The organism is Paractinoplanes ferrugineus (assembly GCF_016862195.1).
In the GTDB taxonomy this organism is placed as follows: Bacteria; Actinomycetota; Actinomycetes; order Mycobacteriales; family Micromonosporaceae; genus Actinoplanes; species Actinoplanes ferrugineus.
The window spans coordinates 313,708-325,834 of the sequence record NZ_BOMM01000003.1 but is presented as its reverse complement, the minus strand read 5'-3'; the positions used below and the strand labels follow the sequence as shown (position 1 = coordinate 325,834).

Sequence of the window (12,127 nt, the reverse complement as noted above, 5' to 3'; positions counted from 1 at the left end):
GGCATGAGCCGCCCCGCCGTTATCGAGGGTGAGATCAGGAGTTGGACGCCTTCTCAGCCTGCTTGACCGCTTCGGCCCAGGCCGCGCTCGACTTGAGCTTGCCCTGCTGGACCTGGGTGATGACGTTCTCGACGGCGACCCGGGTCGGGCCGTTCTTCTTGCCCAGGTACTGCGGCTTCAACTGCTCCGCGGTGGACGCGAAGATCTGGCCGGTGGGCGCGTTGCTCATGAATTCCTTCTTGTAGTCCAGCACCGCCGGGTCCTTGTAGAGGGCCGGCTGCGAGGGCAGGTTGCCGACCGACTTGAAGACCTCGATCTGCTGCTCCGGCGCGACCAGCCACTTCACGAAGTCGGCCGCGGCGTCGACGTTCTTGCCCTGGGCCGGGATGGTCCACCACGAGCCGCCCCAGTTACCGCCGCCACCGGGGATCGCGGCGATGTCCCACTTGCCCTTCTGCTCCGGCGCGGTGTCCTGGATGTGACCGAGCATCCAGGCCGGGCAGGCGAGGACGGCGAACTGATCCTTCTTGAAGCCCTGGTCCCAGTTCGGCTGGAAGCTGGCGAGGTTGGCCGAGATGCCCGCGTCGATGGCCTTCATGCTGGCCTCGAACGCGACCTTGGGGCCGCCCTCCATCTGCAGCTTCTCGCTCTCGTCGTAGAGGCCGACGGGCTGCTGCGAGAGCACCGGGTTGAACATGTTGGTGCCGGAGTCGATGAACTTCTTGCCGGTCCGCGCGGTGTACTGCTTGCCGACCGTGATGAAGTCGTCCCAGTTGGTCCAGAGCTTGCTCACGGACTCGCGGTCGGTGGGCAGGCCCGCCTTCTTGAACAGGTCCGAGCGGTAGCACATGGCGAGGCCGCCGACGTCGGTGCCGAGACCGATCTGCTTGCCGTCCGAGGACAGCGACTGCTTCCACTTCCAGGGCAGGTACTTCGACTCGTACTCCGCGCCGCCCTTGTCCATCAGGTTGACGAACTTGTCGGCCTGGCTGCGGAACTGAACGATGAAGCCCTCGTCGACCGCGGAGATGTCGGGGGCGCCGGAGCCGGCGACCAGCTTCTTCTGCAGGTCCTCGTGCTGGGCGTTGTACTCGCCCGAGTTCAGCACGATCTTGACGTTGGGGTGGGCCGCCTCGTAGGTGGCCTTGAGTTTGTCGAGGCCCATGTCGCCCCAGAACGCGACCTTGAGGGTGATCGCGTCCGAGCCACCCTTGCTGTCGCCCTTGCCTTCCAGGCTCTGCCCGCTGCAGCCCGCCAGGGCCAGGGTTGCGGCGATGCCTGCCGCCACGCCGCGCTTGCTAAGTCGTTTCATTACGCCTCCACAGAGGAGAGAATTTACTGAACCGGGTAAGTTGTGGTGACGCTAAGCCCCGCCTCGATGACTGTCAATACCGTGTTACGGAGTTGATTTCCCGTCGTTGTCAGTGACGGTTAAGTGGGACGAATCGGACTTTATTGGCGATCGGCGTTTACAAGCGGGCGTGTGTGCCGTAACACTTAACCGATCAAGCCACCATCCCCAGGCCTGACGATCTCGCCGCGCGACCGCGTGAGAGCGCTCCATCAAATCCGCCTGCCGGTAAGCTTCAGCCGGAAAGTTCAGAGGGAGACCGAGTGAAGCGGCCCACGATCGCCGACATCGCGCGGCGGGCGGGCGTGTCCAAGGGCGCCGTCTCGTACGCGCTCAATGGACAGCCCGGAGTCTCCGAAGCGACCCGGCAGCGCATCGTTGCCATCGCCCAGGAAATCGGGTTCAACCCGAACAGCGCTGCCCGTGCGCTGTCCGGCGCCAGCGCGCGTGCCGTCGGCCTGACGCTGTGCCGGCCGGCCCGCATCCTGGGCATCGAGCCCTGGTTCATGGGCTTGATCAGTGGATTCGAGGCCGAGCTGTCAGCCCGGTCCTACGCCCTCACCCTGCAGGTCGTGGCCACGCCCGAACTCGAGGTGGAGGTCTACCGCCGCTGGTGGGGCGAACGCCGCATCGACGGCGTGATCGTCACCGACCTGCGGGAAAACGACATCCGCATCCCGGTCCTGCAGCAGTTGCAACTTCCCGCCGTGGTGATCGGCGGCCCCGGCGAAACCGGCAAGATCGCCCAGATCTGGTCCGACGACGCCGGCGCGATCACCGAAGCGGTCCGCTACCTCGTCGCCCTGGGCCATCGACGCATCGCCCGCGTCAGCGGCCTGCCCGGCCTCCTGCACACCCAGGCCCGCAACCGAGCCTTCAACGACATCTGCGCCTCGCTCAACCTCGAGGCCATCACGCTGCCCTCCGACTACACCGGCGAAGAGGGCAGCCGAGCGACCCGCCGACTGCTCATCGACACCCAGCGCCCCACCGCGATCATCTACGACAACGACGTGATGGCCGTCGCCGGCCTGGCCGTAGCACAGGAGATGGGCCTGGCCGTCCCCGGCGACCTGTCCATCGTGGCCTGGGACGACTCCCCACTGTGCAGTCTTGTGCACCCGCCCCTGACCGCCCTGACCCGAGACATCGCCGAATACGGCGCCCACGCCGCCCGCGAACTGCTCGCCTCGATAGACGGCAAGGACGTCGGCGACGTCGAAACCGCCGCCGCCCACCTGACCCCCCGAGGCAGTACCGCCCCACCCCGCTGATCCACCCCGGTTCATCCCGGAATTCGCCGCCGTCACGCGTTCGCCGGTTCTGCGCCTCGGTCACCACCGCGCGGGCCTGTGTCGCCGCTGGACCGTTCCACCCCGTCGCGTCGTCTCGGCGCAGATCCGAACTACGAAGCTGGTTTGTTCCGCCCGACGGAGCTGGTCTCCGCCCTGCGAAGCCGGTCCGTTCCGCCGTGCCACCGCCGGCTGCACCCGCTGCTCCCGGAGCCACCACCGGCCCGTTGGCTGCCATCTGGGAATTGAGCGGATTCGGGCGCCGCAGCACGCTGGCACCAACAGTTACTGGAACCGCAGCCCCTCCGCGCCACCCGGTCGACCTTCCCCACCCGTCCGCCCTGGTCCGGTTTGTCGCTCTATGCGGGTTCGGTGGGCCACCACTCTCGGCGGCGAGCTGGACGATGACGCTGCGTGGCCAAGCGCCCTACTCCGATGACTCGGCGTGTCAGCGGGTTACGCCGATTCCTCGGCCCGCGCCCCAAATCTTCGGCGTCGCCGGGGCGGATGCCGAGGCCGGCCGCTTTAATCCGCGCGGTCCAGCTGATCTTGAAGTCGTCAGCGCCGGTCGACGCAACCCGAAACGCGGAGCCAGACGCCGACACAGCACAACCCAGTCCAGTCGAAACGACGGACACCGGTTGCGTCGGCAGACACAGGCGCGGGCCGGCAAGCGCAAGCCGCTAACGCCAGCGAGCGCGGGCCAACAAGGCGCGGGCCAGCAAGGCGGGGGCCGACAAGGCGCGGGCCAGCAGCGAAGCGGGCGCGGGCAACCAGTTGAGCCGGCGCTCGTCGACAAGGCGCGCGGTGGTCACAACCGCAACGCACAACGCGGCGTAGGCATAGGCATAGGCATAGGCGGGGAGGTTAGGCGCGGTGGCTTTCCAAGTAGGCCTCCATGCGTTCGGCGGGGGCCGGCCGGCCCAGCTCGAAGCCCTGGCCGTAGAGGCAACCCGCCTTGGCGGCCCGGTCGATCTGGTCGCGTGACTCCAGGCCCTTCGCGACGATTTCGAGGCCCAGGCGGCGGCCCAGGCTCACCACCACGTCGATCACGGCTGGGCCGCTTCCGGGCAAGGCCTCGTCGGAGGCGGCGTTCACCAGGGACTTGTCGAGTTTCAGCATGTCGACGGGGAGGCGGCGGAGGTGGGAGAGGGAGGCTTGGCCGGCGCCGAAGTCGTCCAGGGCCGCTCGTACGCCCAATTTTCGCAACGCGGACAGCGAGGCGACGATCGCGGGGACATCCTCGGCTATCCAGTCTTCGGCCACCTCCACCACCAGGCGTTCGGGAGCCAGGCCGTGGCGTTGCAGCGTCGTCGACACCCGATCGGGGAAGCGGGCCGTCAGCAGCTCGCGGGGGGAGACGTTCACCGACAGCCAGAACGCGTTGTCGCCGGTCGACCAGACGCTGAGGTGTTTGCAGGCGGCGTTCAGCACCCACTCGTCGATCTCGGCGCTGATGCCGACGGCGCGGGCGATCGGCAGGAGCTCGGCGGGCAGGATCGTGCCCAGCTCCGGGTGGCGCCAGCGGAGCAGGGCCTCGACGCCGACCGGCTCGTCGGTGCGCAGGTCGACGACCGGCTGGAAGACCAGGTCGAGCTCGCCCCGGTCGGCCGCGCCGAGCAGCTGCTGTTCCAGCTCCATCCGGCGGTTGAGTTTCATCTCGACGTCGGGGTCGTACCATTCCACCCGGTCGAGGCCAAGCTGCCGGGCCCGTTTGCGGGCCAGGTCGGCGTGCCGCAGCACCTCGTCGGAGTCGACGCCGCCGGCCAGTTCGGCCAGGCCGATGCTGGTGTGCACCTCGACGATCACGCCGGGCAGCTGATGCGGCTCGGTGAGCACGGTCGCGATGCGGGTGGCCAGTGCGTAGGCCAGGACGGCGCTGTCGGCGGTGAGAACCGCGAACTCGTCGCCGCCCAGCCGCGCGAGCACGTCGTCCTCCCGCAGGAGCGTCTTGATCCGGCGACCCACCTCGATCAGCACCGCGTCGCCGACCTCGCGGCTACGGGAGTCGTTGATCTCGGCGAGGCCGTGCAGGTCGATCACCAGCAGGGTGCCCTGCTGACCGGCCCGGCGGCGGTAGGCCAGCAGGTCGCGCATCAGAGCCCGCCGGTTGGCCAAGCCGGTGAGCTGGTCCGAATAGGACAACCGGTGCAGTGCGCGCTCCAGATGCCGCCGCTCGCCGATGTCACGCACGTGCACCACGAGCGCCGCCACCTCGGGCACCGACCGCTGGTCGGAGATGGTGGACTCGGTGTCCCGCCACAGCTCGGCGCCGTCCCGCAGGCGGGCGCTGACCAGCGCGGGCGGTCCGTCGGCGTGCTCGCCGGCCAGCACCGAGTCGATCACCGCCTGGGCCCCGGCCACGTCGTCGGGATGGATCAGCTCACCGAACGATCGGCCCACCACCTCGTCGTCGGTGAGGCCGAACAGCCGCGACGCGGCCGGCGACTGCCAGCGGATCCGCAGCCGTTCGTCGAGCACCAGGGTGAGGTCGGTGGCGCCGGCCACCAGGGAGCGGAAATGCGCCTCGGCGGACTGGAGTTGGCCCGCGTACCGCCGGATGTCGCGAACCACCAGCAACTCGCGCATGACAAGCACGGCCACCATGCCGATGCCGAGGATGACGGCGGTGGTGTCGAACTTGCGCACCATGATCAGATGCCACAGCGCGGCCACCACACCGACCCCGGCCGGGACCGCCAGCAGCGGGTAGCTCGCCAGGTACTGGTCGGGATGGCGGGGCTCGAGCGGGGTCGGCGGCAGGTCGCGGCGGCTGGCGCCGTCGGCCGCGGCGGTCAGGCCGGCCACGATCACCAGGCCGGACGCGGGCAGCACGGCACCACCGACGCCGAGTGTGCCAAGCGCGGTCAGCACGCCCACCGCCAGCAGGACCACGATCACCCCGGCGCCGCAACGCACCGACGGAAGACGATGCGGGCGGCCGCGCAGGATCGCCACCACGGTGATCGAGATGCCGATCGCGCCCAGCATGATCGCCGGGAGGATGACCAGATGAGGGTGCGAGACCACGGGAATCAGGTAGCCCGCGAAGGTCAGACTCACCCCAAGCCCGGCGCCGTCGAAGGCCCGGCGGGTGCGGACCTGCCAGTTCTCGGCCCAGCCCGGGAGGAACAGCACACCCGTCGAGAAACAGGCGACGATCACCGCGTACGCGCAAGTGATCCAGACGCCGAGCGAGGGCGGGCCCCAGAGCGCAAGCATCGCCGTGACCGCGGTGGCCAGGGAGCCGAGGCCGATGAACCCGGCGCCCCGGCAGGCCGCGACGGAGCCGTCGGAGCGGTGGATCTCGTGGGCGGCGCGAGTGAGGTGGATGCCGGCCCAGAGGCCGGTGCCGCCGACGCCGAGGGCCAGCGCGACGGTGGGTGAAATGGCACCGATGAGGCCTGCGATCAGCACGATCACAGCGACCACCGGCACGCCGAGGAAGGTCACCCGGTCGGTTGGCCGGGCGTGCACGGGGGGTTGCACAGCCACGTCGACGGATCCTTAGTGATGCCGTTCGGTCAAGGGGTGATTAGCTAAAGGGAGGGCGTTGCCTCGGATCAACGACCGTCCCTCGAACAGGTTACGGCCGGGCTCCCCCGCACGCACGGGTGAATCGTCGCCTGTGGACAACCCTCACCGGCCCGAACCGCCGGGACCAGGGATGGGACAATGACCAGGTGAGAAGAAAGCCCCTCCTTCGTGTCCGCAAGACCGGTGCGCTCCTGGTCGCCGCCGTGATCGCGTTCGTCGGCACGGTCCCGCTCGCCGGGGCCGGGTGGGCGTGGGCCCCGGTCCTGCTGGTGCCGGTCGCCATGTTCGTCTGGGCCTGGCGCGCCGGCACCGACGTCTACGCCGACGAACTGCGGGTCAGAGCCCTCGTCGGCAGCACCGAGGTGCCCTGGCAGCGCATCTCCGAGCTGGCCCCCGACTCGTCCGGGCAGGTGTCCGCGCTGCTCGACAACGGCAACCTGATCCGGCTGACCGGCGTCACGAAGGTCAACCTCCCCCTGGTGCTGGCCGCCGGCAAGCAGGAGATCAGTCAGGCTCAGCCCACCGACGGCGGAAAACCCCAGGAGTAGAAGCGCACGACGAGTGATCGCCCCAGGGTTCCAAGGTTGCGCCGCTACCCTGGGTTCGTCGACGTCGAGGAGGTCGCGTGATCGTGCGTTTCCGCCGGGCCCGGGCCACGGCCCTGTCGCTCGGTGCCGTGCTGGCGCTGACCACGGCGTGCAGCTTCGGGCCGCCCGATCCCGACGAGCAGGGTGCCCCACCCAACCTGCCCAAACCGTCCGTCTCGTTCTCCAGCGAAGATCAGGGCGACCAGGAGGTGGCGGTCACCGTGCTCGCCAAGGGCCTCAAGGTCCCGTGGGGCATGGCGTTCCTGCCCGACGGAGCCGCGCTCGTCACCGAGCGTGACTCCGGCCGTATCCTGCAGGTCGGCCCGAAGTCCGATGCGAACGGTCTGACCGTCACCGAGGTGCAGAAGCTCACCGAGGTCCAGCCCTCCGGCGACGGTGGCCTGCTCGGCATCGCGGTCTCGCCGAAATACGAAACCGACAAGGCGGTCTTCGTCTACTACTCGACCGCCAAGGACAACCGCATCGGCAAGCTGACCCTCAAGGGCAAACTGCAGCCGATCGTCACCGGCATCCCCCGATCCGCCGACGGCAACGGCGGGGCGCTGGCCTTCGGCCCCGACAATCTGCTGTACGCCGGGACCGGTGACGCCACGAACGGCACGCTCGCGCAGAACCCGAAGAGTCTCGGCGGCAAGATCCTGCGGATGACCACGGACGGCAAGCCGGTGGCCGACAACCCGGTGAAGGATTCGCTGGTCTGGAGTTCCGGCCACCGCAACGTGCAGGGCATCACCTGGGGTGCCGACCGCAAGATGTACGCCACCGAGAGCGGCCAGCCCCGCAACGGTGAGCTGAACGTGATCGAGAAGGGCAAGAACTACGGCTGGGCCAAGGTCGACGGGGCCGGCAACGATCCGGCGCTGGTCAACCCGATGCAGACGTGGCCGACCGCCGATTCGTACTGTGCCGGCATCGCCCCGGTCGAGCAGTCCCTGGCCACCGCCTGCCTGCTGGGCCAGCGCATCTGGTTGCTCAACGTCACCGGCAACGGCACCGTTCTCGGCAGCCCGCAAGCCCTGCTGACCAAGGAGTACGGCCGGCTGCGTGGCCTGGTGCTGGCGCCGGACGGTTCGCTGTGGGCGAGCACCTCGAACCAGGAGCCGGGCGGCGAACCGGCTCCCGACGACGACCGCATCCTCCGCCTGGTGTTCTCCAGCGGCGGTGCCGGCCGCAGTTGAGACTGTTTGACTACGGGCGGGATGGGGCAGGTTGATCAACTGATGACCGATCACCAGTGGCTGCACCGTTGGTCGACGATTCGACGCCGCGCCGGCACCACAGCCGCGGCCACCGGCCGTCTCTACCGCAATCGCTGGACCAGGCGGGTCCGCATCGCCGCCGCCGTCGGCCTGGTGAGTCTCGGCGGCGTGGTGATCGGCACGATGCTGTTCGGCCACACCGACCTCAACGTGGGCCCGTTCCGCGCCGAGATGTCGATCAGCCCGTCGATCCAGGGCGGCACCGAGGTGGACATCCCGCCGCTCGGCTCGCTGCACCTCGACAGCCACGACGGTCCGATCCACCTCAAGGTCAACCTGGCGTCGCTCGACCAGAACCGTACCGAAGCCCTGATCGACGATCCCGCCGCGATCGGCTCGGCCGGCGAGAACGCCGTCGACGACGTACGCAGCGGCGTCATCCGCCTCGGCCTGCGCTCGCTCGGCATCGCCGTGCTCAGCGCCATGATCCTGGCCGCGCTGATCTTCCGGAACATGCGCCGGGTCGCCGGCGCCATGGTGACCGCGCTCGTCGCGACACTGGGCAGCCTCGGCCTCGCGGCCGGCACCCTGCGCCCCGACTCGATCGCCGAGCCACGCTATGAAGGCCTGCTGGTCAACGCCCCGGCCGTGGTCGGTGACGCCCGCCGCATCGCCGACAACTACGGACGGTACGCGGACCAGCTGCAACAGATCGTCAGCAACGTGAGCCGCCTCTACACCACGGTGTCGACGCTGCCGGTCTACGAGCCGGCCGGCAACACCACACGCATCCTGCACGTCAGCGACCTGCACCTCAACCCGGCGTCGTGGGGACTGATCCGCACCGTGGTGCAGACGTTCGACATCAACGCGGTGATCGACACCGGCGACATGGTCGACTGGGGCAGCAGCGCCGAAACCGGCTACGTCAGCTCGATCCCGTCGGTCGGCGTGCCCTACATCTATGTCCGCGGCAACCACGACTCGCCGGCGATCCAGGCCGCGGTCGCCCGCCAGAAGAACGCCATCGTGCTCGACGACAAGGTCGTCGAGGTGGACGGGCTGACCATCGCCGGCATCGGCGACCCCGAGTTCACCCCCGACAAGAGCGAGACGCCGGCCGCCAAAGCCGACGATCCGGGCAACGACCCGCTTGTGCTCGCCGGTGGCCGACTGGCCACCACGGTCGAGAACTACGGCAAGCCCGTCGACATCGCCCTCGTGCACGACCCGGCCATGGCCCAGCCGCTGTCCGGAGTAGTGCCCCTGGTGCTGGCCGGACACAAGCACCAGCGCGAGGTCAGCCTGCTGCCCGCCCCCACCCCGGACCCCTCCGCCGCCCCGTTCCCCGAGCCCTCGCCGAGCGCCAACACCGCAGCCGGCACGCCGATGCAGACCCGGCTGTTGGTGGAAGGCTCCACCGGCGGCGCCGGCCTGCGCGGCCTGGAGAAGGAGAAACCGACGCCGCTGAGCCTGTCGGTCCTCTACTTCGACGAGAAGCACCAGCTCAAGGCCTACGACGACATCAGACTGGGCGGCACCGGTCAATCCAACGTGGAAATGCAGCGAAACGTCGTCGGCGCCAAGGAAGAGCCCTCCGCCACCCCGTCCACCCCCGCCAGCGCCGAACCAAGCCGCTAGCCCTCCGCCCGCCGCGCACACAGCTCCGCAGCGTCCCTCGCGCGAACCGCCGGACCCAAAACCGACTATTCACCTCTTTTCTGCCGCGCCCAGTGCCCACCTGACCCCAACTTCATTGAAAAGGGCTCTCGAATTGCCGGGAGACCCCCTTTTCCCTGAAGTTGCGCGGATCTTGACGCCCGCACCGATGCGGCGACAGCAGTTTCGTCAAGCCGCTGACGAACGTCCTGACCGGCAGCGCCGCCGTCACCTACGTGCCCAACTCGCGGCCGGCGGCGACGAGCCGGCCAACCCCGAGGCACGATCAGCGGCGTCCCAGATCCCCCACTGCCAGCAGGGGGGGCGCGCTGGGGGCGGGGGCACGCTGGGGGGCGGGGGCGCGCTGGCCGAGGAGACCGCGCTGGCCGGCGGGTGGCGGTATCGCTCAGTCGACGAGCCCGCCAGCACGACGAGCCGCCAAGGCCGGCAGAACTCCATGACCGCCAAACCGGGGGCTCACCAGCGCGGTGGGCGTGGCCGAGGCAGCAGCGGCGTCGCGCACCGAAAGCGATGGCCGCAACCGGCTTGGTGGCGAAGGAGGTGCCACGCGGCGCCGCGACCAGGGTAGGGCCGGCTTGGGGCACAGCGGAGAAGGCCATGCGCGGGGCGGGGGAAGCCGGCGTGAGTCAGAAGGGCGCAGGCAGCGCTCGGGACGGGTGCGCGAGGCGGGAGCGCGCGGGGTCGGTGGCGGCCGCAGGCGCCTGGTCTCTGTGCGGTGGGAGTGGGACCAGGCGGCTGCGGGAGGGTGGTTTGGGTGGTTATGGGGGTGAGGTCTGGGTGCGGTCTCGCCGGATGGGGGCGGCACGGAGGCCGGGACGGCACCCGGCTTGCCGGGCGCGGCGGGGCTTGGGTAGGGCGTACCTCAGGAAAGGCGCGCCAAGATGAGGTCGCGGACGGTCTTGGCATCGGCCTGGCCGCGGGTGGTCTTCATGACGGCGCCGACCAGGGCGCCGGCGGCGGCGAGCTTGCCTTCGCGGATTTTGGCGGCGATGTCGGGGTTGGCGGCGATGGCCTCGTCGACGGCCGCGGTGAGGGCGCCCTCGTCGTTGACTACCCCGAGGCCGCGGGCGGCCATGACGGCGGCGGGCTCGCCCTCGCCGGCGACGACGCCTTCGAGCACGGCGCGGGCCAGTTTGTCGTTGAGCTTGCCCTCGTCGACGAGTTTCTGCAGGGCGGCGACCTGCGCCGGGGTGGCGCCGATGGCGGACAGCTCGACACCGGTCTCGTTGGCGCGGCGGGCCAGCTCGCCCATCCACCACTTGCGCGCGCCGGCCGGGGAGGCGCCGGCGGCGATGGTCTCCTCGATCAGCTCGACGGCGCCCGCGTTGGCCACCGACTGCATGTCGGTCGCGCTGATGCCCCACTCCTCGCCCAGCCGGGCCCGCTTGGCGCTCGGACGCTCCGGCAGGGCCGCCTTGAGCTCGGCCACCCACGCCGGGTCGGCCACGATCGGCACCAGGTCGGGCTCGGGGAAGTAGCGGTAGTCGGTCGCCGTCTCCTTCGAGCGGCCGGGGCTGGTGTCGCCGCGGTCCTCGTGGAAGTGGCGGGTTTCCTGGGTGATGCGACCGCCCTCGTCGAGCACGCTCGCCTGCCGGATGATCTCGGAACGGACCGCACGCTCCACGGAGCGCAGCGAGTTCACGTTCTTCGTCTCGGTGCGGGTGCCCCACTCGTCGCCCGGCTTGTTGAGCGAGGTGTTGACGTCGCAGCGCAGTGAGCCCTGCTCCATGCGCACGTCGGAGACGCCGAGCGAGCGGATGATGTCGCGCAGCTCGGCCACGTAGGCCTTCGCCACCTCGGGAGCCAGCTCACCCAGGCCCGGCACCGGCTTGGTGACGATCTCGACGAGCGGGATGCCGGCCCGGTTGTAGTCGACAAGCGACTCGGTGGCGCCCTGGATGCGGCCGGTCGCGCCGCCGACGTGCAGCGTCTTGCCGGTGTCTTCCTCGAGGTGGACCCGCTCGATGCCGATGCGGTAGGACTTGCCGTCGACCTCCACGTCGACATAACCGTCGACGCACAGCGGCTCGTCGTATTGCGAGGTCTGGAAGTTCTTCGGCATGTCCGGGTAGAAGTAGTTCTTCCGGGCCATCCGGCACCACTCGGCGATGCTGCAGTTGAGCGCGAGGCCGATCCGGATCGTCGCCTCGATGCCGGCCCGGTTGGCCACCGGCAGCGCACCGGGCAGGGCCAGGCAGACCGGGCAGACCTGGGTGTTGGGCTCCGCGCCGAACTCGGTGCGGCAGCCGCAGAACATCTTGGTCTGCGTGCCCAGCTCGACGTGCGTCTCCAGGCCGATGACCGGCTCGAAGCGGGCGATGGCGTCCTCGTACGTCGGCAGGGCGGTGGTGGTCATGCGATGAGCTCCCAGACTGGATCCGGTGACTTTCGGCTTAAGCCTAGTGGCCGCCACCGACAGAATTTCGGCGACCTCGGGCTGCCCCCACAGCGGGTGATCGT

7 protein-coding genes are annotated in these 12,127 nt (G+C 69.6%); 4 read left to right on the top strand and 3 right to left on the bottom strand.

The features are described from left to right. Window positions 1-34: 34 nt before the first annotated feature. Window positions 35-1,312 (bottom strand): ABC transporter substrate-binding protein, encoded by a 1,278-nt coding sequence (locus Afe05nite_RS04280; protein WP_203815609.1) that lies wholly within the window; start codon window positions 1,310-1,312, stop codon window positions 35-37. Window positions 1,313-1,614: 302 nt separating this feature from the next. Here Afe05nite_RS04280 and Afe05nite_RS04275 point away from each other — a divergent pair, with 302 nt between their 5' ends. After that, entirely contained in the window at window positions 1,615-2,625 is a 1,011-nt protein-coding gene (locus Afe05nite_RS04275; RefSeq protein WP_203815608.1) for a LacI family DNA-binding transcriptional regulator, read from the top strand. Between the two features lie 885 nt (window positions 2,626-3,510). Here the strand turns inward: Afe05nite_RS04275 and Afe05nite_RS04270 are convergent. Beyond that, a complete protein-coding gene (locus Afe05nite_RS04270; RefSeq protein WP_239117537.1) occupies window positions 3,511-6,138 on the bottom strand; it encodes a putative bifunctional diguanylate cyclase/phosphodiesterase in 2,628 nt (875 codons plus the stop codon). Window positions 6,139-6,326: 188 nt separating this feature from the next. Here Afe05nite_RS04270 and Afe05nite_RS04265 point away from each other — a divergent pair, with 188 nt between their 5' ends. The 3 genes from Afe05nite_RS04265 (at window position 6,327) to Afe05nite_RS04255 (ending at window position 9,628) form a co-directional block, all read left to right on the top strand. Continuing rightward, window positions 6,327-6,728 carry a PH domain-containing protein gene (locus tag Afe05nite_RS04265; RefSeq protein ID WP_203815607.1) on the top strand — a complete coding sequence of 134 codons (402 nt, stop codon included), beginning with the start codon at window positions 6,327-6,329 and terminating at the stop codon, window positions 6,726-6,728. A 77-nt stretch (window positions 6,729-6,805) separates the two neighbouring features. Continuing rightward, window positions 6,806-7,966 (top strand): PQQ-dependent sugar dehydrogenase, encoded by a 1,161-nt coding sequence (locus Afe05nite_RS04260; protein ID WP_203815606.1) that lies wholly within the window; start codon window positions 6,806-6,808, stop codon window positions 7,964-7,966. Window positions 7,967-8,008: 42 nt separating this feature from the next. Next, on the top strand, window positions 8,009-9,628 hold the full coding sequence (locus Afe05nite_RS04255; RefSeq protein WP_203815605.1) for a metallophosphoesterase family protein: 1,620 nt from the start codon (window positions 8,009-8,011) through the stop codon (window positions 9,626-9,628). 901 nt (window positions 9,629-10,529) lie between these two features. On the opposite strand, the gene gatB is transcribed toward Afe05nite_RS04255, so the two are convergent. Next, the gene (gene gatB, locus Afe05nite_RS04250; protein ID WP_203815604.1) at window positions 10,530-12,023 is read right to left on the bottom strand and encodes an Asp-tRNA(Asn)/Glu-tRNA(Gln) amidotransferase subunit GatB; all 1,494 of its coding nucleotides are present in this window, start codon (window positions 12,021-12,023) and stop codon (window positions 10,530-10,532) included. Between the last annotated feature and the right edge of the window lie 104 nt (window positions 12,024-12,127).

Bases quoted from the DNA above. Each gene is read 5' to 3' on its own strand.
- Afe05nite_RS04280 (WP_203815609.1), bottom strand. From the start codon at position 1,312: ATGAAACGACTTAGCAAGCGCGGCGTGGCGGCAGGCATCGCCGCAACC.
- Afe05nite_RS04255 (WP_203815605.1), top strand. From the start codon at position 8,009: ATGACCGATCACCAGTGGCTGCACCGTTGGTCGACGATTCGACGCCGC.
- gatB (WP_203815604.1), bottom strand. From the start codon at position 12,023: ATGACCACCACCGCCCTGCCGACGTACGAGGACGCCATCGCCCGCTTC.